This is a genomic window from Vibrio sp. 1167, from assembly GCF_033340375.1.
Lineage (GTDB): Bacteria > Pseudomonadota > Gammaproteobacteria > Enterobacterales > Vibrionaceae > Vibrio > Vibrio alginolyticus.
The window spans coordinates 82,434-106,545 of the sequence record NZ_JAWOWK010000002.1; the positions used below are offsets into that span (position 1 = coordinate 82,434).

Genomic DNA, 24,112 nt, shown 5'->3' on the forward strand with positions numbered 1-24,112 from the left:
AATAAAAAAAGGCTGATGCTACTTAGCATCAGCCTTTGTTGTATTACTAGAACGTTATTTCGCTATAGTCTTATAGAGACTCAGTGAATGTACGTGCGATTACGTCAGCTTGTTGCTCTGCAGTTAGAGAGTTGAAGCGAACAGCGTAACCAGATACACGGATTGTTAGCTGAGGGTATTTCTCTGGGTGCTTAACTGCGTCTTCTAGAGTTTCACGGTTAAGAACGTTCACGTTTAGGTGTTGGCCACCTTCGATACCCGCTTCGTGGTGGAAGTAACCATCCATCAGACCAGCAAGGTTAGCGCGTTGTGAGCCCTCATCTTTACCTAGTGCGTTAGGTACGATAGAGAATGTGTAAGAGATACCATCTTGTGCGTCAGCAAACGGCAGTTTAGCAACTGAAGTTAGTGATGCTACAGCACCTTTCTCGTCACGACCGTGCATTGGGTTTGCACCTGGAGCAAATGGAGCACCAGCACGACGACCGTCAGGCGTGTTACCAGTTTTCTTACCGTAAACCACGTTTGAAGTGATAGTAAGAATTGACTGAGTAGGGATTGCATCACGGTAAGTCTTAAGCTTACGGATTTTGCCCATAAATACAGAAACAAGTTCACATGCAATGTCATCAACGCGTGGGTCGTTGTTACCGAATTTAGGGTAATCGCCTTCGATTTCGAAGTCGATTGCTAGACCGTCTTCGTCACGAATTGGCTTAACTTTTGCGTATTTAATTGCAGATAGTGAGTCAGCTGCAACAGATAGACCAGCAATACCACAAGCCATAGTACGCTTAACGTCACGGTCGTGTAGAGCCATTAGCGCCGCTTCGTAGCTGTACTTATCGTGCATGAAGTGGATAGCGTTTAGTGCAGTCACATATTGTTTCGCTAGCCAATCCATGAAGTGGTCCATTTTCTCCCACAGTTCATCGTAGTTAAGAACATCGCCTTCGATCTTAGGCATTTGCGGGCCAACTTGGATTTTTAGCTTCTCATCCACACCACCGTTGATGGTGTAAAGCATTGTTTTCGCAAGGTTCGCACGAGCACCGAAGAACTGCATTTGCTTACCAACAACCATTGGAGATACACAACATGCGATCGCGTAGTCGTCAGAGTTCATGTCTGGACGCATTAGGTCGTCATTTTCGTACTGAATAGAAGAAGTATCGATAGATACTTTCGCACAGAACTTCTTGAAGCCTTCAGGTAGTTGCTCAGACCAAAGAACAGTGATGTTTGGCTCTGGAGAAGGACCCATAGTGTATAGTGAGTTTAGGAAACGGAAGTTTGTACGAGTAACTAGCGTACGACCGTCAAGACCCATACCACCCATAGACTCAGTTGCCCAGATAGGGTCGCCAGAGAATAGATCATCGTACTCAGGAGTACGTAGGAAACGAACCATACGTAGTTTCATTACGAAGTGGTCGATCATTTCCTGAGCTTGTTCTTCAGTTAACTTACCAGCCGCGATATCACGTTCGATGAAGATGTCTAGGAATGTAGAAGTACGACCTAGAGACATAGCCGCACCGTTTTGAGATTTAACAGCAGCTAGGTAACCGAAGTAAGTCCACTGAATAGCTTCTTGCGCAGTTTCAGCAGGACGAGAAATATCACAACCGTATTTTGCAGCCATTTCTTTGATTTGACCTAGAGCACGGTGTTGCTCTGCGATCTCTTCACGAAGCTGCATTGTCATTTGTAGGTCTTCGCCGTTCTCAAAACGCTCTTGTAGAGAAGAGAACTGCGCGAATTTATCCTTCATTAGGAAGTCAATACCGTATAGAGCAACACGACGGTAGTCACCGATGATACGACCACGACCGTATGCATCTGGAAGACCAGTCAGTACGCCAGATTTACGACACGCCATGATTTGAGGAGTGTAGATATCGAAAACGCCTTGGTTGTGAGTTTTACGGTATTCTGTGTAGATTTTTTTAACTTGTGGGTCTAGCTCGCGGTCGTAGGCTTTGCATGAACCTTCAACCATGCGGATACCACCGTTAGGGATGATCGCACGTTTTAGAGGAGCGTCAGTTTGAAGACCTACGATAGTTTCTAGGTCTTTTTCGATGTAGCCTGCATCGTGAGCAGTGATGGTAGAGATAACTGAAGTATCAAAATCAACAGGAGCGTGAGTCGCGTTCTCTTGTTTGATGCCTTCCATTACCTTAGCCCAAAGCTTGTTAGTCGCTTCAGTACCTTCAGAAACTAGGAAAGATTCGTCGCCTTCGTACGGAGTGTAGTTCTTCTGAATGAAATCACGAACGTTTACTTCGTTTTGCCAGTCGCCTGCAGCAAAACCTTCCCAAGCTTTAGCAAATTGCTCTGCCATGACATACCTACCTTTTTAGTAGAAAAAAATACGTACTGCTTCGCCGTTGAGCCAGCTATCCCCAGATAAAAGAGGGGAACAGTACACTCTTATGAATAACAATATTTATAGTCTTAAATTTACGTATTTGATTTACAAAACTATAAATATTGTCACTAGTTTTAACGTTTCTCTTTTTAAGCAACAGTTAGAGGTTAAACTAAAATTTTTTTGCAAACCTTAAACTAAATCAATAAATCCTCAAAAATCTCGATAAAAATGGGGTAGCGACGAGCGCTACCCACAAATTTCTGGACTGCTAGCTTATAGCCAAGCTTGGATGCCATACTGGCCTTCAAGCATACCAACTGCAAGCATAGCAACTAAACAGATAACAAGTACGCTTACTGGGATCACAATCTTGTCTACAAATGATAGGCGAGACGCGCGCTCTTTATCTCCAATTAAACCGTTGTTATCTAAAAGCATAGTTAGTGCCCAAGCTAGAACTGGGTTAACAACGGCAGAACCAAAGATACAGATACCTGCTGCTTGTGAGTCTTTCGAGTCCTTCACCATCTGCATGCCAGCTTCAAGCAGTGGTAGAGATACACCAACGAGAAGAGCAACGCGCATAACTGGAGGCCATACTGCAACGTCCATAGGAAAACCAAGGATTGCAACAATAATACATAGAGAGCCTAGTAAGATGGCACCAGCAGGAATAGGGCGTTTCGCGATTGCAGCAGGGATCATGTAAGTCCCCCAAGATGATGTGATGTTACCACCACCCACTGCAGTACCGACCATTTGGCGAACGGAACACATTGTCATTGTGTCATCAACGTCCATCAGCACTTTCTCACTCTTACGTGGGTAGTTCATCTCTTGGAAGATACGGTGACCCAAGAAGTCAGGTGACCACATTGCTACCGCAAGAATGGCGAATGGTAGTGAAGCGATGAAGTGTTCCATATTAGGAAGACCAAGCATCCAACCTTCTTCTGTTGAACCCCACCAGTAGATTGGATTTAGGTTTGGAAGGCCTGTCTCGGTTACGAATTTAATATCGAAGCCTGCGCCAAGAGCAAGTGCGATTGCAAGCCCAGTGAAGGCACAAACAGGGATCGCTAGCCAGCGTTTGTTCACTTTAGCAAGGAACGCGTATAAGCCAATGGTAACCGCAAGAACAATTAGACCGATGTAACCCATGCTACCAGCGGCAACCGTATCGGATTGCAAACCAACAGCCCAAGCTTGAATAGAGTTAATTTGGCTCATGGTTCCGGTTAAACCTAAGAAAATAAGAAGGCCACCAGCCGTACCTTCAGAGGTGAGGTTAACCAGTTTTGACCCACCTTTTAAGAGGCTCAAAATCAAACCAAACACACCAATGAGAATTGCTAATGCAAGAGGGTGAGCACCAGCAAGAGCGATGGTACCAATAAGAGGGATCATTGGGCCGTGGTTGCCTGCTAGGTTGGCTTTAGGGTTAATAAAACCAGAGGCAAGTACACAGAAAAGAAGTGCAGGGATGAGCATTTCTACACGCGCAACTTCGATAGCAAAGTCCTTGCCTAAGTTTACGTGGTCCCATGCTGCAGTAAGACCTTCAGCCCAAGACATCATTACCGCAGAGTACATTGCGATAATACCGATAGTACCAGCAAGTGCTGGAACAAGGTCTTCAAGCTCAAAGCGGAAGTCACGACCTGGCAAGTTCAAGCCAAAACGACGTGGCTTCATGATTTGTAGTTCGTGGTCTAGGTAGTCTGAACGGCTTGCGAACTCAGATGCTGGACGATGAAGCTCACGGTAGCTCTTGGTCTCGATATCTGAATCAGAGTGCGTTTTGTTAACTGCGTCTGACATAGATTCCTCATATATTTAAAAGTTATGAATTCTTCATTCAATTGTGTTAATCCGCATCCTGCGGCACGCTTATGCTAGCTATTGTTAGATTTGTTACACGTCGACACTGTGCCTAAGCATAGCTAATAACTTATTGTGTTGAGGCGCAAAAAAAAGCCTCATCTTTTGGCAGGAGTCTAGCAAGATAGCCATTTAGGGTGATTGATTTAGATCACTTTAAGAATGGTTGTGAAAGAAAACTACAGAAAGTTTCTGGCATGCGAATGAGATGCGGAGATCTTGTGTAATTTCATTACACAAGTTGCATAAAATTAGAACTTTTTGTCCTTTTGCACGAGATGCAGATTAAATGTCAATATTCACGATGATTATATAAAGCTGGCTTTATTCTTGCTTTGGACAGAGCAAAGACAATTTTTTGGCTAATCATTGCCGCTCAGTTTAGGAAAAAGACATGAAACAGCTTAAAGTACTGCCACTAGTGGCAATCATCTCAGGGTTAATGGTCGGTTGCGGCGGCGGTGGCGGCGGTGGCGGTGGTGCAGCGCCGAAAACTGCGTTTACTTTTGATTTTGCTATACCAGCAACAATGACTGAAAGTGAAGCAACTACGAAAGGTTGTACTGTATATGACCACAAAACTGAGCTGAACGGCGATAAAACGGTTTTAACCTATAGTGCAGCGTCAAAAGAGCAAGTGACCAACTATGTTATCGGTTACTACTCTGATGCCGATGGCAAAAGATCCGGAGACATTATCAAACCTACCACTGATAACTTTAAGTTTTATCTTGAAGATATCCCTGACGGCGGCTTTGTAACGTTTCAAGCAATAGAATTTAACGGCAAAGAAGCTCGCGTAAACACGTTTTCAAAAGAGTTCTTGCAAGATAAGAAACTACGTAATGCTACTTTTGCACTAAACCGAGACTCTTTGAACAAATGTTTTACGGGCGGTAACTTAGCAAGCAATAAGTTTACTAACTTAGATTACCGAAATGCTGAATCAGGTGGCGGAGATTACAACTTTGTCTCGCAAACCGATATTTTCACGTCTCCGAACCCTGATATGTTGCCTACTGATGAACTGATGGGGCTTAAAGGTGAACCAACGGCGTTGTTTCAGTATGAATCAGGTTCAAGCGACAAAGCGCTTTACCAGTATGGTATTGGTTCGTGGGGAACTGGTGAGATAGCCTTAGTTAGAGCGGATAATACGTCAAACATTTATTCGTCTTCTGACTATACTTACGACTCGCTCAACATTGGCTTTGTTACTAACGGCTTTGCATATGACGCGTTGAAGCTGGATAAAACGGCCGTTGAATATAATCGCCCTAGTGCAACGAATAAAGAAACTTGGGTATACATGGCGTTCTCAGAGAATCAAGTTAATGGTTGGGAGTCTCTACTTAACGAAACGATCTCTGACGGATGGGATATTGACGTTGATCCGAGTGCTTACTTAAATATTGATAACCTGCCGAACACAAAACCAAGTGTATCAGCGCAAGGAAGTGCAGATTCCGTGATTGATCTGGACATGGGCTTAACATCGTCTACTGAAGGTTTTACTCGTGTCGCTTACTTTGCAACTTCAGGCGACTACAGAGTCACACATCGCATTTTCACAACAAGTGATAGTGATTCTGTTGTTGTTCCAGAATTGCATTACTACAACTTCCCAACATCGGCCGTTAACGGTTTGAAAGTTTCAGCTTCGGACGATTTTAATCGCACTGCTTTAGTAGTGAATGAAGATAGTAATATTGATTCTAAAGTTTTCATGAGCTTCTTCTCCAATGGTGAAGCGTCAGAGCCTGAACTAGATGAAGACCTAGATGGCATCATTACTTCTGAAAAAGAAGGCTTGGAAAATGAAGTGACATTACGTACTTCAAACTCGTTGGTAGTCAGTCGTTTTAATTAATTCATTGCGACCTCGAATAGGTTTCAATTAACACTTTTGTAAATTTATTAAGCCCCTTTGAAAGGGGCTTTTTTATATTTAATATTCAACTTTTGAAGAATATGTTGCTATATATTGCATATTAATTTGCCTATCGTATCTTTCTATTCGAATTATTTAGGTTAATAATTTGTTGCAAGTTTCAAGGGGCGGTGCTAATTTGTTCCGAATTAGAGAGGGCGGAGTCCCTTAATTGCAGTGACAAAAACACAGGGAGTAGGGCGCATGAATGATGTACCAGCGCTAGATATAAAAGACCTGCACAAAACATTTGGACAAAATGAAGTTTTAAAAGGCATTTCACTTGCCGCGCACAAAGGAGATGTTATCTCCATCATTGGCTCTTCCGGCTCAGGTAAGAGTACCTTTCTCAGATGTATCAACTTGCTAGAAACGCCTACCGCGGGCGAAATTTGGGTAAATGGTGAATTAATCCAAATGAAGAACAACAGAGCAGGTGAATCTGTTCCTGCTAATGAAAAGCAAGTCCAACGTATTCGCTCACGCCTGGCAATGGTTTTCCAAGGTTTCAACCTCTGGTCTCACCTAACCGTACTAGAAAACGTGATTGAGGCGCCTGTTCATGTCTTAGGCGTGCCAAAAGCTCAAGCGATTGAAAATGCAGAAGTCTTGCTTAAGAAAGTAGGCTTGTATGAGCGTAAAGATTATTACCCTGGGCACTTATCTGGCGGCCAGCAGCAACGTGCAGCTATTGCCCGTGCGCTAGCAGTTGACCCAGAGGTGATGTTGTTTGACGAGCCAACTTCTGCGCTTGACCCAGAACTTGTAGGAGAAGTTCTGGGGGTAATGAGAGATTTGGCAGATGAAGGGCGAACTATGCTGGTGGTCACGCACGAAATGGCGTTTGCGCGTGACGTATCAAACCATGTGATGTTTTTACATCAAGGCTTAGTGGAAGAACAGGGAAATCCAGCTAAGCTATTTACAAACCCGGATTCAGAACGATTACAGCAGTTTATCTCATCCATTTACTAATATTTGTTAGGCGGCAGACTATTGCCTCCTAAGCCAACACAACAAACAAAACGAAATAAAATAGCAATCACAGGAGTATGGAAATGAAAAAGTGGTTATTAGCAGCAACGATTGCTGCAACGGCAGTATCAGGTGTTGCCCAAGCGAAAGAATGGAAAACAGTTCGCTTTGGTATCGAAGGCGCTTACCCTCCGTTTAGCTGGACAGAAACTGATGGCTCAATAAAAGGCTTTGACGTAGACATGGCAAATGCACTCTGTGAAGAGATGCAAGTGAAGTGCAAAATCGTCGCTCAAGATTGGGATGGTATTATTCCTTCTCTGCTTGCACGTAAGTACGATGCCATCATCGCAGCAATGTCTATCACTGAAGAGCGCAAGAAAAAAGTCGATTTCACTGGCAAGTACGCACAAATTCCAAATAAATTTATCGCTAAGAAAGGTGCGGGTCTAGATTTTGATAATCTTAAAGATGTCAAAATTGGCGTGCAACGTGCGACGACACATGACAAGTACTTAACTGACAACTACGGCGATGATGTTGAAATTGTGCGTTATGGCTCTTTTGATGAAGCGTATCTTGATCTAGAAAATGGTCGAATTGCTGCTGTTTTAGGTGATGCTTCTGCTCTAGAAGAGGGTGTGATCAACAAAGCAGGTGGCGAAGCTTATGAGTTTGTTGGACCATCGTTAACCGATCCAAAATGGTTTGGCGAAGGTATGGGTATCGCTGTTCGTAAACAAGACAAAGATCTAACGAAGAAACTCGACGCAGCAATTATTTCACTACGTGAGAAAGGTGTTTACCAAGAAATTGCTGGTAAATACTTTAACTACGATGTGTACGGTGAATAAACCGTAATTAAGCGACCGTTGGCTTGTTCCTAGAAGTAGTCAACGGTCGATTTTTTGAGTTTAGGGATTAGGAACTCACCTATGCTAGATTTACAAGGATACGAAGCTTCGATTTTGAAAGGAGCTTTAGTAACAATAGAAGTTGCAGTGCTTTCACTCATTCTCGCCATGGTGTTAGGCATGCTTGGCGCATTAGCTAAGTTAGCACCTTACAAATGGGCAAGGGCGATTGCCACTCTTTACACCACAGTCATTCGCGGCATTCCAGATTTGGTTCTGATGATGCTAATTTTCTTTGGTGGACAAATACTTTTAAATAACAGCCTTTACTCCATCAACGAAACGCTCAACGAGTGGTTTGCCTCGAGTGATCCAAACCATGAATGGACGTCTTACTTACCTGATTATATTGATGTCAGCCCATTTATTGCTGGTGTACTCACGATTGGTTTTATCTTTGGCGCCTACATGGCGGAGACTTTTCGCGGAGCGATCATGGCGGTGGACAAGGGTGAATTAGAAGCGGCGAAAGCTTATGGGATGAGTTCTGCTTTATCGTTTAGAAGAATCTTACTTCCTCAGATGATTCGTCATGCATTACCTGGATTTGGTAATAACTGGTTAGTGTTACTTAAGACCACAGCGTTAGTTTCCATTATTGGTCTGGATGACATGGTGAGAATGAGCTCATTGGCAGCAGGTACAACGAAAATGCCGTTCACCTTTTACATGGCTGTCGCGCTCATCTTTCTATTTTTTACCAGCGTTTCGACCGGGCTACTCAAGCTTGTTGAGCGTAAGTTCAGTATTCATGCGAGGTAAGTTATGGACTTTTCTTTGATTATTGAAAGCTTTCCAACTTATCTTCAGGGACTTTGGACAACAGTTTGGTTAGTGGGATTAGCGTTGGTTATTGGCTTGTGTGTCTCTATCCCATTAGCCGTGGCACGCAATAGTACCAATTACGCTCTAAGCTTACCTTCTTGGGGATTCATTTACTTTTTCCGTGGAACGCCGCTATTGGTTCAGCTGTATTTGATTTACTACGGCATGGATCAGTTTTTCCCTGTGAAAGATACCTTGTGGGAGAACGCTTGGTTCTGTGCTTTGGTCGCTTTTATTCTGAATACATCGGCTTACACCGCAGAAATTATTCGTGGTGCGATTAATGGTTTGCCGAAAGGTGAGGTGGAAGCTGCGAAAGCCTATGGCATGAGTAAGTTTATGACATACAGACGTATTATCTTGCCGAGTGCATTGCGTCGAGCATTACCAGCTTATTCCAACGAGGTCATATTTATGCTGCACGGAAGTGCAGTCGCGGGCATCGTTACCATCATGGATTTAACTGGTGCTGCGCGTCTAGTTAACTCGCGCTACTATGCACCATTTGAGTCTTTCCTGACGGCGGGGCTGTTCTACATGGCACTGACGTTTATGATTTTGTGGTGTTTCAAAGTGGCAGAGAGGCGTTTCTTAGCTTATCTACGTCCTTTAAGCTAATTATCAATAGAGGCAATAGCACCGGAATGGGTGCTATTGCTTTTGATAATTTTGTTATCTTCATTCCTATTTTTCCAGCCGATATAAAAGACTCTTTCTTATTATTCATTAACTTACATTAACATTCGGTAAACTCATTGTTTAGTAAGTAAAAATGAAAAAAACAATTCTATCGTTGGGCATTGCCGCCTTAGCCACAGGATGTGGTGGGGGAGAGGGAGAATCACAACCTAATGCTCAAGTAAAACCAACGCAAGCTCCAGTTCAACAAGCTCTGGAAACTGGTAATGCACTGCTCGTTTCTGACCCGAGCGATTTCATTCGAGAAAGTCGTCAGGTTGTAGAAGCCCACAAGATGCAGTCGAATACGATCAAATCTGCAATTGCGAAAAGCCTTTCAGGTCTTTATTGGGATCCAACCCATGATGCCGCGATCTTGGCACCTCAGTATGGCTTCAACGACACCATCTTGATGACCAATAAGGCCATGGCAAGCGGTTACAAAGATCAAGCTCTGTCAATTGGCGTTGCCGGGGATAAGTCTAATGGTCAACGTTACGCACTATTAGGTAGTAACCCATTTAGAACGGCACAACGTTTTCCCGACTCTTCCAACGCGGCGATGACGCAATGGTTAAGTAACCTGGTCACTTGGTTGTCGGGTGGAGTTACTTCAAACGTCGTCATCGCGCAAATGGATCAGTCTTATTACTTTCCGGATGAGCAAGCGACTCGGAATTGGCTGAAAGACAATGTTTCACAAGAGCTGGCGTTTAACGAGGCCAACCTATGCGATGGTTCGAAGCTACTTAGCTGCTTGCAAACCAATACTCCAAACTTATTGATCTTGTCACAGCATCTGCAATCTGGAGATACCAACAAACCAGTACTCGAAGCTTTGGAATACGCTGAGCAAGCCCAAATTCCTGTTCTATACCTGCATTGGGATGGAGGACTAACTGATCTTGGCCAAGACATTTTGGAAAAATTCCATGTTGATTATGTGGGAGATAACTATTGGCGTAAGTTAGGCTTGGTCGACTGGGAACCTTCATCGTTGATGAACGTTGTGCCGGACTCTGTCATCACACAACAAGCGCTGTTGTCTCGTTTTGAATCTCAAAATTTCAACGTTGACTTGTCAAAGTGTGATGACAAATCCTGCCCTGACACTGCGAATATGGACAGTCAATTTTATGCAGGGGCAAACAGCATTCGCCATTGGTTGCAAAAGCTTGATGAACAAAAAGTAGATTTGTTTAATCAAAACGGCTACCAATACGAAAAACTCATGGTATTGCTGGCTGATCATTATCGTCAAACGGTTGTCTTCCCGATGGACAAACAATCAACCCAAATGACCGAATTCCTAAAGTCGTACTTTGCCGATTACGTGCAATACAACAGCCGAAGCGTAAACCCAAAACAACCAAATATGGGGAACTTCAGCCGTAGTGAGTTTAGCCCTGACATAAAGAGAATCAGTGCAACGATTAATATGGAATCAAAGCGTAACTTCCGTTCGGCTGGTGTGTATGCGCTTCCTGGGGAAACCTTTACGGTTAAACGTAATGACAGCAATGATGTGGCGACTAAGATTGTCATCAACACTTTAAGAAGTGGTGCAACTCATGAGTTCAGCAAAGATGGATACACGCGACCAAAACTGCTGACTTCATTCGGCTATGAAGTGAAGCCGGGTGAAACCATCACGCTGACTTCTCCTTATGGTGGTCCAGTACAGGTTCACTTTGACAAAAATGATGTTCCGGTTGAACTGAAATTTAATCATGTGGCACAGCATCCAGTTTGGAGAAGTGAGAAGGACAACGACGCTTTTATTCAACAGTTAGAAGCCAATTTATTCGATTGGGCTGAGCTGATCACTCCTGGGTTTGAAGTACACTCAAAGCGCGACAAAATGTTGGAGTCGGTCAACGATGAAATGTGGTCTACCCCTTCGGAAATGGCGCTTGCAACAGAAGAATATGTTCACAACTACCCGCATGTGCTGGCAGGTTTCCAAGGGCCGGGCATAGATGAAGTGCCTGAAATTATTCAATACGCCCAAAACCAAGGTTGGGAAATCGCCAATATTGATATAGTGAAGCACATGAACGCTGACCAAGCGACGTGTGGTTATGGTTGTTCGGGTAACCCTTACGATGCTTACTGGTCATTCAGCCCACTCGGTCACGGTGATTTACATGAGCTTGGTCATGGTTTAGAAAAAGGTCGATTCCGATTTTCAGGCTGGGAAGGGCATTCAACGACCAATTACTACTCGTATTACAGTAAGTCTCGTTTCTTCCAGAATACGGGAAAAGTTTCAACTTGCCAAAGCTTGGATTTCAAAGGCCAGTTTGAATTATTGCAAGCTAGCCGAACTCAAGCGGATCCAAACGCATACATGGCTGCGCAAAATCAAACCAGTTGGAGTTGGGGCGCTCGTGTTTACATTCAAATTATGATGGCGGCGCAGCATGAAGGTGTGCTTAAAAGTGGTTGGCATTTATTGGCGCGCTTGCACCTGATTGAACGTGAGTTTAACCGCTTAAAATCGGATGACGCGCTTTGGGATGAGAGACGATTGAGCATTGGTTTTGCCAACTACTCTCGGGAAGAAGCAAATAGCATCTCGAACAGCGACTGGTTGCTTATTGCTCTGAGCTACATCTCTCAGCGAGATATGACTAGCTATCTCGATATGTGGGGGTTCTCGTTCACAGAAAAAGCGAAACAGCAGGTTGTGGAGCTGAATCTACCGCCGATGCCGCTCACTTACTTTGCAAGTAGTAATACAGGCTACTGTCTGAACGAATTTGCTCAAACACCGATAACTATTGATGGTCAAACGGTTTGGCCGCTGAATCAGTGATTAAATGGTAATTTGTATGAAAAAGGGAGACTGAGTCTCCCTTTTTATTGGACTAAGCTTAGCGTTGAGTCTCGCTTATAGCTTTGCAATATATTACTTAAATGTTGACCAGATTGGTGCGTGATCTGAAGGCTTCTCGATACCACGAAGCTCATAGTCGATACCAGATTCAATACACTTTTCCGCTAGAGAAGGGGTTGCCAAAATGACATCAATTCGTAGGCCACGGTTATCATCAAAACCGCGAGAACGGTAGTCAAACCACGAAAATTGATCGTTCACCTCTGGGTATAGCTTACGGAAGGTGTCCACAAAGCCCCAGTCTAGTAAGGTTTTCAACCATTCGCGCTCTTCAGGTTGGAATGAACATTTACCTGTTTTTAGCCAACGTTTACGGTTTGGCTCGCCGATACCGATATCTGCATCAATAGGGCTGATGTTGATGTCACCCATAACAATCAATTGCTCGTCGTTATTGTGATGATCGTTTAGGTAGGTCATCAGATCTTTATAGAATTGGCGCTTGTATGGGAATTTGGTTTCGTGGCTGATGTTATCCCCTTGAGGGAAATAGCCGTTTAGCACAGTGACCTTTTCGCCGTTTTCATTTAAAAACGTTGCCATGATCATGCGCTTTTGATGTTCCTCATTATCCGTCGGGAACCCTTTTTGTACGTGTAGAGGCTCTTGCTTACAAAGCATTGCTACGCCGTAATGTGCTTTTTGACCATGGAAATACACTTTGTAGCCCATGGCTTCGACAGCTTCAATCGGGAATGCTTCATCGTGAACTTTAATTTCCTGAAGACCAATCACATCAGGTTGGTGTTTGTCGATTAGCGCTTGGAGTTGGTGCAGTCGCGCACGTAGTCCATTGATGTTAAAGCTGATTACTTTCATTATTTATCCTTTTGGGGGCGTACTTTTTTATGAATAGTATCATTGTGTAAGAGCACTGAAAATGAGTCTCGGTGAAAGGATTGAAACGCTCTGAGCTACTTTGCTTTTAATTTGTTTTCTAAGTCGTTTTGCACGATCTTTAAAGCGTTAAGCGCAACTTCTGGATCTATCTCATTGCTCTCAAGCAAATAGATTAAATCGACAGCCAGTTTGATCTCTTCAGGTGCGTCATCTAAAGGCGAGGTTGGTTGGTCAGCCATTATTGATGTTTTTCCCTATGTGTAATTTGGTTCTCTAGCTTAAGAAGTGCTGCTTCACAACGCGCTAAACGTTGCTCGGTTGCTAGTAATACTTTTTGAGCGTCGGCACGCATAAAACTCGGAGCGCTTTCGACAGCACGTTCTTTTTCTAACACCATCTCGCGCAAGCGTCTTGCCCACTCTTGGTGTTGAGCGAGTTCCTGATAAAGCACGTTGATAGGCTTGCGGAAATAGCTGCTATGTTTGATTTCATTCTTACGAATTTTAGTGGTAGAAATCTCGCGTTGAATCGCACCGATTTGCGCCACTAACCGTTCAGTGAGGTACTCAGCACGCAAAGCGGTGAGCTTACCTTCATTTTGCTCACGCACAATCGCATCCAGCGTGGCTTTTGCTTCTTTTACGCAAGGAGTAAGTAAGCGAGAGCGGCAACCAAATAAACGCTCATCAAAAAGCGGAACATGATGTTCGCCTCTTTGACGGTCAAGAACAGCGGCTTGCTTCGCCATTTGTTCTAGATTTTCCTGGAGTTGAGAAATGTTCATGACAAACCTACAAACCATGCGTCATAAGCCAATTTAATGGCTAGTATGCTGACGACAGTAACAAATACAGGACGAATGAATTTAGAACCAAATCTAATAGCGGAGTGCGCGCCAACAAAAGCACCAGCCATTAAACATACTCCCATTGTTAAGCCTAGCACCCAGTTGATGTGTCCGAGGAATGCAAAAGTGATCAAAGAGGTAAAGTTACTGGTAAAGTTCATTGCTTTTGCTAAGCCAGAGGCGAGCAAGATATTCAGCCGGTACAGCGCCATTGAACTTACTGTCCAAAAAGCCCCAGTTCCAGGCCCTGCGAGTCCGTCGTAGAATCCTATGGATAAGCCTTGCATGTACTGTTTTTTATGAAGTTTTGGGCAAGGCTCGGGTATTGGACTTTGATGAGCAGAGTGGGGTGTTTTATGAAAAACGGTATACAACGCTGCCGCCAAAATAACAAGCGGCAATCCTTTTTCCAGCCAATCCGTACTAATCGCATCTACAAATAGCGTACCTAATGTCGCTCCGAAGAGTGTCGCCACGAATGCACGCCGCCAGCATTGAGGCTTGAATAGACGTTTTTTGTAGTACGTAAATGCCGCAGTAGAAGAAGCAAAGGTAGCGGCAAGTTTATTGGTGCCTAGTGCAATATGAGGCGGCAAGCCTAGCGAAAGTAGAGCAGGTACGGTAAGCATGCCACCACCACCGGCAACTGCATCAATAAATCCTGCGACAAAAGCGACAAGCGCCAACACCAACAGCATGGTTGGCTCAATCATTTCCATAAATGGTGATTCTTCTAATATTCTATTTTACGTTTAAATGGAGGTAGTGAGTCGATTAAGGCTTGTCCGTATCGCTTAGTGACTAGGCGTCGATCAAGAATCGTTACTCTACCAGAATCTCTCTCTTTACGCAGTAAGCGACCTACGCTCTGGATCAGCTTTTTGCTTGCGTCTGGTACAGTTATTTGCATAAACGGGTTTCCTCCTTTTTTCTCAATGTATTCGGAATGAGCCTGCTCAACAGGGGAGGTTGGAACGCCAAATGGAATTTTTGTAATCACCAAGTTTTCAAGTAATTCGCCAGGTAAGTCTAGCCCCTCAGAGAAACTGCCAGTACCAAATAAGATGCTGGTTTTATTTGATTCTATTAACTTTTTATGTTTTTTTAGAATTTCCTGACGTGAGCTTTCACCTTGAACTTGCAACGCCCAGCCTTTTTTTATGAACTCCGAAGAGAGTGCCTTCGCGACTTGGTTCATCTGCCAATAGGATGAGAATAATACTAAGTTGGCTTTCTTGTCTTCCAAGTACTTAGGCAAGATCTCAATAAGATATTCAGTAAATTGAGGCGCTGGTGGTTCATATTTCATCGCAGGGATGAGTAATTCTGCCTGGTTTTGGTAATCGAATGGTGACGCAAGCGCTAAAAACTGAGTGCCTGATTCTGGTTTTCCATCAATACCAACCTGATGGCAAAAGTAATGGAAAGAGTTTAATGCACGCATCGTTGCGGAAACCAAAATGGCGCCAATACATCTGCTCCAAATCTGTTGATCGAGTTGCCATCCAATTTCAAGTGGCGAAACACTCACAATGAAATCACCCTCGCGATCGGGGTGAGTTTCTAACCAGCGAGCTAAAGGCGCACCTTTTTCACGAGTTGGTTCAGCCATTAAATGCCATACTTGCGCTAGGTTTTCTAACCTTTGAATGTAGAAACCGAGCTCTGCAAGCGCTGGTTCAGCCAACCTTGTCGCAAGCTCCCCGTCTTTTACTCTTTCCGCAATAAGGTCGGCAATTTTTGCCACGCTCTGATTTGCTTTTTTACTGAACTGTTTTAGTTCTTTGGATTGGTTCTCTAGCCACTCAGGTAGTTCACCGTGTTCGAAGCGGTAGATACCCTCTTCAAATTGAGCTGGGTCGAACTGTTTGGGCAATTGAGTCAGTGCCGGTATCAAGTTCTGAACCGCGTCTTGAAGGTCGTTGCGAAATCGAGCTACGCGTTTCTCGTCTGCGAGTGATGAAAACTTACTAATCGACTGATTTAACTTCTCAAGCCATGCTGCCGCACCTTTTAAACTCGCAGATGCTGAAGCATGGTCACGAGCGACGTGAGGTAAGTGATGTGCCTCGTCGAAGACGTATATCGTATTTTCTGGCTCAGGTAAAATCACGCCGCCACCTAAATCTGCGTCTGCCATGACGAGAGAGTGGTTAGCAATGATGACATCGTTTTTATCCAACTCTGAGCGCGCTTTTTGGAATGGGCAGCCGCGGTGGCCTGGTAAACTGTTATTGCAACTGTGTTTATCACTGACAATCAGTTGCCAAAGCTTATCGTCGATGGGTTTAGGCCAAGAATCACGGTCACCGTCCCATTTACCTTGCGCAAGAGAGCGATGCATTGTTTCTAACAGCTCTATATCTTTTTGCTTAGGTTTGGTTTCAAACATGGCTAACTGGCCACCATCAGCACCGCTAGCAGTAGCGAGCTTTTCTGCACAACAATAGCGTTGACGGCCTTTTGCCAAAATAAAAGAAAACTCTCGGTCGGTAATCCGACGAAAAAGAGGGAGGTCTTTATTTATGAGCTGCTCTTGCAGAGCGACGGTCGCCGTTGAGATAACCACTTTTCTATTGTTATGTACAGCCACGGGAATGGTCGCCATTAGATAGGAGAGCGATTTACCAATTCCAGTCCCTGCTTCTGCAACGAGTATTCGGTTAGATTTGTGATACTGACCGCACAGCGTTTTTGCAATCTCTGCAACAAGGTAGTTTTGTGCTCTTCTAGGCACAAAGTTATCAAGTTGATCTTGAAGGTTTTGATAGCTATTACGAATCGATTTTTGAATGTTACTGGTCAGCATACGGGCCTCAAATGCGTTGGAGGCGAATAGTAGCACACATCACTAGTTGTACAGTAGTTCACAAAACGGAATGCTTTTATAAGGAATGTAGATCTCCTTCACAAAAAAATATTGAACCTTATCTTAATGAAATTAATTTCATTATATGAAAAATATAAAACTCCAACTTGGTCTGATTTGTGGGTTTTTATTCTTTTTTTTGTTTTTTTAAATTTACTTATTGGATTAAAAAACCATTTGTTAATAATTTTGTAAATTACAAATAATAATGGAGATTGGTTAGATGTTCGTCGAATAAATAAAGGTAAACTTATCAAGTTGTTGTTTTATAATGGTATTTTGTTTTTTTTACATTGGTATTTAGAAAATTTGACAGCCAGAATAATCTTTTGCACTCTTAGCTCCAGATTTTGAGGAGGTGCTGTATAACGTTTTGTTAACGCTCTACCTCAAACATATAAAAAAAGGGAACCGGACAAGGATATCCCGAACTAAGAAAAGGCAGTGGATTAATTATGAAAAAAACTCTATTAGCACTAGCTGTAGTTGCGTCTGCAACTTCAGTGAACGCAGCTGAAGTATTCAAATCTGAAGAAGGTTCTGTAGATTTCTACGGTCAGCTACGTCCAACTCTTCTATTCACAGAAAAAACTGATCACACAGCAGAGCTAAACACTAGCTCTTCTCGTACTGGTGTGAACGCGGTTTACGTTGTTGACGAAAGCCTAAAAGTTCTGGGTGAAGTTGAAATCGGTGTTGCTCTAGGTGACAACTACGACGCAGGTGCTGATTCAAGCGAGCGTACAGATGACTCTGTATACGTACGTCGCCACATCATCGGTTTTGATATGGGTGATATGGGTACTCTTCGCTTCGGTAAAGAAGGTACTTGGGCTGATGACGTATACTTCGCAGATTACTCTTACTTCTTCGGTGGTAACGCAGCGGAAACTGCATACGGTCACGCTTGGAACAACGATTCTCAAATCAAATACGCTTACGAAAATGACGCGTTCTGGCTAAAAGCTGGTTACGCGCTAGGCGAAAAAGATTCTAACGAAGAAGTACTAGAAGTATTCGTTGGTAAATCTTTCAACGACCTATCTCTACACGCTGGTGTACTTACTGCGAACAACGACATCAACGTAACTAAAGAGAAAAAACTAGTTCTTAATGGTGTAGAGCAAACAGTTTCTCACACAGAGCGTACTGATAACGAAAACCTATCTTTTGAAGTAACTGCTGAGTACGCACTAAACGAGCACACTCTAGGTGCTACGTACTACTACAACGAAAACGAAGATAAGCTAGGTAAATCAACAGTTGATTCACACTACATCGTTGTAGCTGGTATGTTCGCTGTTGCTCCTAAAACAACTCTATACTCTGGTTACGAGTACCTAGCTCAGTCTACTGACGAAGCAGGTAAAGTAGACGCAGACTCTTCTTGGTTCTACGCTGGTGTTGAATACAAGTTCTCTAAATGGGCACGTGTATTCGCAGAAGCGGGTTACACTTTCGAAGGTACTGACTTCGACAACAAAGACACAGACGACGCAACTAACTTCGGTGTTGGTGCTCGTTTCTACTGGTAATCAATACCCAGTTTGATATTGTAAGACCCAGCTATATGCTGGGTCTTTTACTATGAAGATAAGGATGAAAAATTCTATGCAGTTATCATTAAAAGTGGCAATGGCACTGTCTATTTTTGCCAGTACAAACCTCTACGCTGCAACGACTTTAGTGGTTCCAGAAGACGTGAAGTTATTGGCCGTCAACATGGAGAAGCCAGATCTAGAAGGTGGTCTTTTTTCTAGTGAGAAGACAATCGAACTACCTGACGGAACGAATCAAATTGTCTTCAAATATCAACCTACATTCGAAATTAACGAAAACCTTAAGACGGTTTACAGTGATGTAATCGTTGCTAAATTTGATGCTGAAAACGAAAAGCTAACGTTTGAACTGCCAGAGTTTAAAACTCTTCGCCAAGCGCAAAACAACATCTCGCCTCTAGATTGGCAATTACTGGATACCAAAGGCCAACCTATTGCTTTGGTCGAAGATGTATTAGAGTCAGATGGTGTTCAAATTGGTCGTAATTACCCTCAAGAATCTCGCAACTACAATATTGCTGGCGGTATCGCGAGTGTTGCCGTTAGTTATGTAACTGTGAATCAGCATCAACAATCAGTAAGTGATATCGAGCCTCGAGTTGAGACTAGTGATACCCGTTCAACAGCCGCATCGAACGACAGCCCAATGGTTGATGTATTAAAGACGATGTACCAGAAAGCGTCTCCGGCGGAAAAAGAGGCCTTTAAAAACTGGCTTGCTGAGCAGTAATCCCTTAGTTCATTAGATAGGGCTTAACTGAAAAAGTACGAATCTAAAAAGCAGGCTTTAAGCCTGCTTTTATCTTTTCTGCTTATTAGAGAGAGATTTCTCTCCATTCACCAGGCATTAGGTCGTTAAGGACGATATCACCCATCGAATGACGAATGAGGCGCAAAGTAGGGAAGCCAATGTGCGCAGTCATGCGACGCACCTGACGATTTCTTCCTTCAATAATGGTAATGGCTAACCAAGTGGTAGGGATATTTGCGCGAAAACGAACCGGAGGCGTTCTGTCCCAGACTTGTGGTTTTGGAATAACTTCAACTTCGGCTGGTAGAGTCATACCATCTTTTAGCTCTACTCCCTTTCTCAATTTTTCAAGATCTTGCTCCTGAGGAGCGCCATCAACTTGAACCCAATAAGTCTTCGGCGATTTTGACTTTGGCTGCGTTAGCTTCGCCTGCAAGATGCCATCGTTAGTGAGTACCATCAAACCTTCGCTGTCTCGGTCCAATCGGCCAGCCGCATAGACATTTTTGATTGGGATATAGTCCGCTAACGTTTTGCGACCATCGCCATCGGTAAATTGACTGAGCGTATCGTAAGGCTTATTGAAAATAATGACTTTACGATCTTTAGGGGCCACTTTTGGCTTTTGGCTTTTTGTTGGGCGATTAGGGCGGCGGTCTTGCTGAGTACGAGTCTTCGAGCCATTGCGAGCTCCTGAGTGTTTAAAATGGCCCGTTTTAGACTGGTTACGACTGCGACCTTTTTCCTGACCTGTACGAGATGACATGTTAACTACCCTGCAAAAATGTAAATGAACTGTGTTTGAAAGTTTTAAGTTTTCTCATGATCGGATATGATTTGCGCGCCTAAAACTAACAAACGCGCACAGAATGATAGACTAATTCGTGTTATTTGTTTAATTATATCAGTGCACTCATGGATTCAGAGCTTAGAGCTTCAAACTACAACAAAGAGTGCGAACCGCATGTGGCGTTAGTGAGGAGACATGTACTGCTAACGCGCAGCAATGCGTCAATTAAACCAACTCAGACGCTGAGTTGATCAGCCAACAAGTTGATTAAAAAATAGGGAAATTTCATGCCTACAGAAAAACCTACAATTATCTACACCATCACTGATGAAGCGCCGGCGCTAGCAACTTATTCATTACTACCAATCATTCAATCATTCACAGCATCGTCTGGCATCAATGTAGATACTCGTGATATTTCACTAGCAGGTCGAATTATCGCTAACTTCCCAGAGCATCTAAAAGAAGAACAGCGCATTGGCGATGCGTTGACTGAGCTTGGTGAACTAGCTCAAACTCCAGAAGCAAATATCATCAAGCTACCTAACATTTCAGCTTCAGTTCCTCAGCTTAAAGCGGCGATTAAAGAGCTTCAGGCGAAAGGTTACGATTTACCAAACTACCCAGAAGAGCCGAGCACGTACGAAGAGAAAGCGATTAAAGCGGCTTACGACAAAATCAAAGGTAGTGCGGTTAACCCAGTACTTCGTGAAGGTAACTCAGACCGTCGTGCTCCGACTTCGGTTAAGAACTACGCGAAGAAAAACCCACACTCAATGGGTGCATGGTCAGCAGAATCTAAGTCTCATGTTGCGAGCATGTCAGACAATGACTTCTTTGGTAGCGAAAAGTCTACAACTATCTCTGGTGCAACAGAGGTCAAAATCGAGTTTGTCGGTAATGATGGTACAGTTAAAGAGCTTAAGTCTGCGTTCCCATTACTAGATAAAGAAGTCATTGATACTTCAGTAATGAAGAAGAAGGCGTTGGTTGAATTTTTCGAGAAAGAGATTGCTGAAGCGAAAGCGCAAGACGTGCTGCTGTCTCTTCATATGAAAGCGACGATGATGAAAGTTTCTGACCCTGTCATTTTCGGTCATGCAGTAAAAGTTTACTACAAAGACGTTTTCGATAAGTACGGTAAGCTGTTTGAAGAGCTAGGCGTTGATGTAAACAATGGCATCGGTGATGTTTACTCAAAAATTGAGTCTCTACCTGAAGCGCAAAAAGCAGAAATTGAAGCGGCCATTCAAGCGGTTTACCAAACTCAACCAGAACTTGCGATGGTTGACTCTGATCGTGGTATCACAAACTTACATGTACCAAGTGACATTATTGTAGATGCTTCTATGCCAGCAATGCTTCGCTCTTCGGGTCAAATGTGGGGACCAGATGGTAAACAAAAAGACACCAAAGCGATGATTCCAGATCGTAGCTACGCAGGTATTTACCAAGCGGTTATTGATTTCTGTAAAGAGCACGGCGCATTTGATCCAACCACTATGGGTAGCGTACCTAACGTTGGTCTAATGGCTCAGAAAGCTGAAGAGTATGGTTCTCACGACAAGACATTCATTCTAGACGCTGCGGGTACTGTTCGCGTTGTTGATGCTTCAGGTAACGTACTGTTAGAGCAAGCGGTTGAAGAAGGTGATATCTTCCGTATGTGTCAGGTTAAAGACGCACCAATCCAAGATTGGGTTAAACTAGCAGTGACTCGCGCACGTGCAACAGGTGTTCCAGCTGTATTCTGGCTAGATGAAAACCGCGCGCACGATGCTGAGCTCATCAAGAAAGTAAACGCCTACCTACCAGATCACGATACTGACGGTCTAGAGATTAAGATCCTATCTCCTGTTGAAGCTTGTAAGTACTCACTAGAGCGTATGAAAGCGGGCCTAGATACTATCTCTGTTACAGGTAATGTTCTTCGTGACTACCTAACAGACTTGTTCCCAATTCTAGAGTTAGGTACGTCTGCTAAGATGCTATCTATTGTTCCATTGATGAACGGTGGTGGTCTATTTGAAACAGGCGCTGGTGGTTCTGCTCCTAAGCACGTTCAACAAGTAGAAAAAGAGAATCACCTTCGTTGGGATTCTTTGGGCGAGTTCCTAGCGCTTGCAGCTTCGTTAGAGCATTTAAGTGTAGCGACAAACAATCCTAAGGCTCAGGTTCTAGCAGATACACTAGATAAAGCGACCGGTGATTTTTTAGACACCAACAAATCTCCGTCACGCAAAGTGGGTGAGCTAGATAACCGTGGAAGCCACTTCTATCTTGCACTTTACTGGGCGAAAGCGCTTTCAGAGCAAACGGATGATGCGGATCTTGCTGCTGAATTTGCACCAATTGCAAAAGCGCTGTCAGAGCAGGAAGAAACGATCGTTGCTGAGCTAAATAATGCGCAAGGCGTGAAAGGTGAGCTAGGAGGTTACTACTTACTAGACGATGCATTGGTTTCTAAATTGATGCGTCCAAGCGAAACCTTTAACGCAATCATTAACAAGTAAGTTAGTGTTAAAAAACACGTCGTTTTCGGCGTGTTTCCTATCCTGTAAGTGCGTTGTAAGTGTTCCTTTTGTAACACGTGCTCTAAATAGTAAGAAACCCGCTATCTTGGCGGGTTTATTTTTCTCTTCAAAACATCAACTTGGCGTTTCGAGAGCAATATTTTTATATTTCGACAGCGCTCTAATTATTTGGCTTGGCCTTCAAGAGGCACGACGCTACTCGCGTGACAGCCTTTGGGACCTTTTTCAATCTCGTAAGAGACTTGTTGGCCTGCTTTCAGTGTACGATAACCGTCCATCTGGATAGTTGAGTAGTGGGCAAAGATATCTCCCTCTTCTTCATCTGAACAAATAAACCCAAATCCTTTGGCATTGTTAAACCACTTTACTGTACCTGTAGCCATGCTTTACATCCCTCATGCATTTTTTACTGATGTTGTTACTGCAACCAAGTTATACCTTTAACTTGGTACTACCATTGTCAGCGAATGCCAACAAACGTCAAATCAATGATAAGTCACATTCATCAAACCACTTAAAGAAGAGAGGTTTCAAAATGATGATTTATGCATCGACACTTTCCACTGTAGTCAATGAATTTCGACAGTCAATAGCAGTGAGCAACAAACAGAAACATAATTGAAAACAAATCACTTTTGAGATTAACAAATTTGCAAACAGTTTTTCGTATATACGCAGAAGTTTAGTCAATTTGCCTATGAAGTGGCTCATACTTAAAAAGCCATACTGTCCGTGTTGCTTATGGGAGAAGAATCCTCTAACTGAATAAAAAATGAAGTTTTCGTGATAATTACCGTATTCTCAATGAGGAAGTGTGATCCAGATAGAAGATGATGGGGTGGTTTGCAATAGTCCGAAAGCAATAAATAGAAAGTTCTTTTATAAGAAAAAATGTGTAACTTATCGACAAGCATCTTTTATTTGCGCCGTATCAAGACGTGCATTAGTCTCTATATTAGGTAGCAACTTTTATCGATCAAAGATCGAATTCGGTGCCATAACTCACTACACCGCGCTGCACGCTTGTGGTAGATTGTTTTTATAGGTCGAAAACATCAACCCTTTGATACGATATCTTTAGATTGCCATGAGTAAAAATTTTGAATGGGTCACTCCGGACTCTGATCTTCTGGAGCGAGAAAGTACGAAAGTCCAGCCACCTAAGCTGTACAATGTCGTACTCAATAATGATGACTATACACCTATGGATTTCGTCATAGAGGTGCTTGAGCGATTTTTCTCACATGATATTGATAAAGCAACTCAAATCATGCTTCAGGTCCACTATGAAGGAAAGGCAATCTGCGGCACATACAGCGCAGAAATTGCCGAAACAAAAGTAGCGCAAGTTACGATGTACGCAAGGGAAAATGAACATCCGCTACTTTGCACTATGGAGCAAGCGTAAACAAAGAAGACTTGCTCGAACAACCCCAGTTGTTT

At 43.4% G+C, this 24,112-nt stretch carries 19 protein-coding genes; 10 read left to right on the forward strand and 9 right to left on the reverse strand.

Annotation, left to right across the window (positions count from 1 at the left end):
• Window positions 1-70: 70 nt before the first annotated feature.
• Complete coding sequence (pflB, locus tag R7Z78_RS03765; RefSeq protein WP_005378442.1) at window positions 71-2,347, reverse strand: formate C-acetyltransferase; 2,277 nt, start codon at window positions 2,345-2,347, stop codon at window positions 71-73.
• Between the two features lie 303 nt (window positions 2,348-2,650).
• Window positions 2,651-4,198 carry a DUF3360 family protein gene (locus tag R7Z78_RS03770; RefSeq protein WP_005378441.1) on the reverse strand — a complete coding sequence of 516 codons (1,548 nt, stop codon included), beginning with the start codon at window positions 4,196-4,198 and terminating at the stop codon, window positions 2,651-2,653.
• 454 nt (window positions 4,199-4,652) lie between these two features.
• Between R7Z78_RS03770 and R7Z78_RS03775 the strand changes: the two genes are divergently transcribed.
• From R7Z78_RS03775 to R7Z78_RS03800, 6 genes are all read left to right on the forward strand, one after another.
• Window positions 4,653-6,128, forward strand: coding sequence for a 54K polar flagellar sheath protein A (locus R7Z78_RS03775; RefSeq protein ID WP_104975990.1), 1,476 nt, complete (start codon window positions 4,653-4,655; stop codon window positions 6,126-6,128).
• 264 nt (window positions 6,129-6,392) lie between these two features.
• Window positions 6,393-7,163, forward strand: coding sequence for an ABC transporter ATP-binding protein (locus R7Z78_RS03780; protein ID WP_005378438.1), 771 nt, complete (start codon window positions 6,393-6,395; stop codon window positions 7,161-7,163).
• An 83-nt stretch (window positions 7,164-7,246) separates the two neighbouring features.
• Window positions 7,247-8,017 carry an ABC transporter substrate-binding protein gene (locus tag R7Z78_RS03785; protein ID WP_005378437.1) on the forward strand — a complete coding sequence of 257 codons (771 nt, stop codon included), beginning with the start codon at window positions 7,247-7,249 and terminating at the stop codon, window positions 8,015-8,017.
• 81 nt (window positions 8,018-8,098) lie between these two features.
• Window positions 8,099-8,839, forward strand: coding sequence for an ABC transporter permease (locus tag R7Z78_RS03790; RefSeq protein ID WP_005378436.1), 741 nt, complete (start codon window positions 8,099-8,101; stop codon window positions 8,837-8,839).
• A gap of 3 nt (window positions 8,840-8,842) precedes the next feature.
• Window positions 8,843-9,520, forward strand: coding sequence for an ABC transporter permease (locus R7Z78_RS03795; protein ID WP_053303243.1), 678 nt, complete (start codon window positions 8,843-8,845; stop codon window positions 9,518-9,520).
• A gap of 154 nt (window positions 9,521-9,674) precedes the next feature.
• Entirely contained in the window at window positions 9,675-12,398 is a 2,724-nt protein-coding gene (locus tag R7Z78_RS03800) for an ImpA family metalloprotease (protein WP_104975991.1), read from the forward strand.
• Between the two features lie 93 nt (window positions 12,399-12,491).
• Here the strand turns inward: R7Z78_RS03800 and xthA are convergent, their stop codons facing one another.
• The 5 genes from xthA to dinG all read right to left on the reverse strand — a co-directional run bounded on the left by xthA (window position 12,492) and on the right by dinG (window position 16,975).
• The gene (gene xthA / locus R7Z78_RS03805) at window positions 12,492-13,298 is read right to left on the reverse strand and encodes an exodeoxyribonuclease III (RefSeq protein WP_005378433.1); all 807 of its coding nucleotides are present in this window, start codon (window positions 13,296-13,298) and stop codon (window positions 12,492-12,494) included.
• A gap of 95 nt (window positions 13,299-13,393) precedes the next feature.
• Complete coding sequence (gene rsmS / locus R7Z78_RS03810) at window positions 13,394-13,558, reverse strand: pleiotropic regulatory protein RsmS (RefSeq protein ID WP_005378432.1); 165 nt, start codon at window positions 13,556-13,558, stop codon at window positions 13,394-13,396.
• A complete protein-coding gene (locus tag R7Z78_RS03815) occupies window positions 13,558-14,103 on the reverse strand; it encodes a primosomal replication protein (protein WP_033905048.1) in 546 nt (181 codons plus the stop codon). The genes rsmS and R7Z78_RS03815 overlap by 1 nt, the downstream gene beginning before the upstream one ends.
• The gene (locus R7Z78_RS03820) at window positions 14,100-14,885 is read right to left on the reverse strand and encodes a sulfite exporter TauE/SafE family protein (RefSeq protein WP_005378430.1); all 786 of its coding nucleotides are present in this window, start codon (window positions 14,883-14,885) and stop codon (window positions 14,100-14,102) included. Before R7Z78_RS03820 ends, R7Z78_RS03815 begins: the two co-directional genes overlap by 4 nt.
• Window positions 14,886-14,899: 14 nt before the next feature.
• Window positions 14,900-16,975: an ATP-dependent DNA helicase DinG gene (dinG, locus tag R7Z78_RS03825; RefSeq protein ID WP_053303240.1), complete on the reverse strand. Its 2,076-nt coding sequence runs from the start codon at window positions 16,973-16,975 to the stop codon at window positions 14,900-14,902.
• Between the two features lie 515 nt (window positions 16,976-17,490).
• Between dinG and R7Z78_RS03830 the strand changes: the two genes are divergently transcribed.
• The gene (locus tag R7Z78_RS03830) at window positions 17,491-18,570 is read left to right on the forward strand and encodes a porin (protein ID WP_005378424.1); all 1,080 of its coding nucleotides are present in this window, start codon (window positions 17,491-17,493) and stop codon (window positions 18,568-18,570) included.
• 76 nt (window positions 18,571-18,646) lie between these two features.
• The gene (locus tag R7Z78_RS03835; RefSeq protein WP_017634732.1) at window positions 18,647-19,324 is read left to right on the forward strand and encodes a DUF2057 family protein; all 678 of its coding nucleotides are present in this window, start codon (window positions 18,647-18,649) and stop codon (window positions 19,322-19,324) included.
• Between the two features lie 85 nt (window positions 19,325-19,409).
• Here R7Z78_RS03835 and R7Z78_RS03840 read toward each other — a convergent pair whose 3' ends face one another.
• Window positions 19,410-20,111: a pseudouridine synthase gene (locus R7Z78_RS03840; protein ID WP_017634731.1), complete on the reverse strand. Its 702-nt coding sequence runs from the start codon at window positions 20,109-20,111 to the stop codon at window positions 19,410-19,412.
• Between the two features lie 311 nt (window positions 20,112-20,422).
• Here R7Z78_RS03840 and R7Z78_RS03845 point away from each other — a divergent pair, with 311 nt between their 5' ends.
• Window positions 20,423-22,648 (forward strand): NADP-dependent isocitrate dehydrogenase, encoded by a 2,226-nt coding sequence (locus R7Z78_RS03845; protein WP_169644472.1) that lies wholly within the window; start codon window positions 20,423-20,425, stop codon window positions 22,646-22,648.
• 185 nt (window positions 22,649-22,833) lie between these two features.
• On the opposite strand, the gene cspD is transcribed toward R7Z78_RS03845, so the two are convergent.
• On the reverse strand, window positions 22,834-23,052 hold the full coding sequence (gene cspD, locus R7Z78_RS03850) for a cold shock domain-containing protein CspD (protein ID WP_005378407.1): 219 nt from the start codon (window positions 23,050-23,052) through the stop codon (window positions 22,834-22,836).
• Between the two features lie 704 nt (window positions 23,053-23,756).
• Here cspD and clpS point away from each other — a divergent pair.
• Window positions 23,757-24,077, forward strand: coding sequence for an ATP-dependent Clp protease adapter ClpS (clpS, locus tag R7Z78_RS03855; RefSeq protein WP_005378419.1), 321 nt, complete (start codon window positions 23,757-23,759; stop codon window positions 24,075-24,077).
• Window positions 24,078-24,112: the final 35 nt, after the last annotated feature.

Bases quoted from the DNA above. Each gene is read 5' to 3' on its own strand.
- pflB (WP_005378442.1), bottom strand. From the start codon at position 2,347: ATGGCAGAGCAATTTGCTAAAGCTTGGGAAGGTTTTGCTGCAGGCGAC.
- R7Z78_RS03770 (WP_005378441.1), bottom strand. From the start codon at position 4,198: ATGTCAGACGCAGTTAACAAAACGCACTCTGATTCAGATATCGAGACC.
- R7Z78_RS03775 (WP_104975990.1), top strand. From the start codon at position 4,653: ATGAAACAGCTTAAAGTACTGCCACTAGTGGCAATCATCTCAGGGTTA.
- R7Z78_RS03780 (WP_005378438.1), top strand. From the start codon at position 6,393: ATGAATGATGTACCAGCGCTAGATATAAAAGACCTGCACAAAACATTT.
- R7Z78_RS03785 (WP_005378437.1), top strand. From the start codon at position 7,247: ATGAAAAAGTGGTTATTAGCAGCAACGATTGCTGCAACGGCAGTATCA.
- R7Z78_RS03790 (WP_005378436.1), top strand. From the start codon at position 8,099: ATGCTAGATTTACAAGGATACGAAGCTTCGATTTTGAAAGGAGCTTTA.
- R7Z78_RS03795 (WP_053303243.1), top strand. From the start codon at position 8,843: ATGGACTTTTCTTTGATTATTGAAAGCTTTCCAACTTATCTTCAGGGA.
- R7Z78_RS03800 (WP_104975991.1), top strand. From the start codon at position 9,675: ATGAAAAAAACAATTCTATCGTTGGGCATTGCCGCCTTAGCCACAGGA.
- xthA (WP_005378433.1), bottom strand. From the start codon at position 13,298: ATGAAAGTAATCAGCTTTAACATCAATGGACTACGTGCGCGACTGCAC.
- rsmS (WP_005378432.1), bottom strand. From the start codon at position 13,558: ATGGCTGACCAACCAACCTCGCCTTTAGATGACGCACCTGAAGAGATC.
- R7Z78_RS03815 (WP_033905048.1), bottom strand. From the start codon at position 14,103: ATGAACATTTCTCAACTCCAGGAAAATCTAGAACAAATGGCGAAGCAA.
- R7Z78_RS03820 (WP_005378430.1), bottom strand. From the start codon at position 14,885: ATGGAAATGATTGAGCCAACCATGCTGTTGGTGTTGGCGCTTGTCGCT.
- dinG (WP_053303240.1), bottom strand. From the start codon at position 16,975: ATGCTGACCAGTAACATTCAAAAATCGATTCGTAATAGCTATCAAAAC.
- R7Z78_RS03830 (WP_005378424.1), top strand. From the start codon at position 17,491: ATGAAAAAAACTCTATTAGCACTAGCTGTAGTTGCGTCTGCAACTTCA.
- R7Z78_RS03835 (WP_017634732.1), top strand. From the start codon at position 18,647: ATGCAGTTATCATTAAAAGTGGCAATGGCACTGTCTATTTTTGCCAGT.
- R7Z78_RS03840 (WP_017634731.1), bottom strand. From the start codon at position 20,111: ATGTCATCTCGTACAGGTCAGGAAAAAGGTCGCAGTCGTAACCAGTCT.
- R7Z78_RS03845 (WP_169644472.1), top strand. From the start codon at position 20,423: ATGCCTACAGAAAAACCTACAATTATCTACACCATCACTGATGAAGCG.
- cspD (WP_005378407.1), bottom strand. From the start codon at position 23,052: ATGGCTACAGGTACAGTAAAGTGGTTTAACAATGCCAAAGGATTTGGG.
- clpS (WP_005378419.1), top strand. From the start codon at position 23,757: ATGAGTAAAAATTTTGAATGGGTCACTCCGGACTCTGATCTTCTGGAG.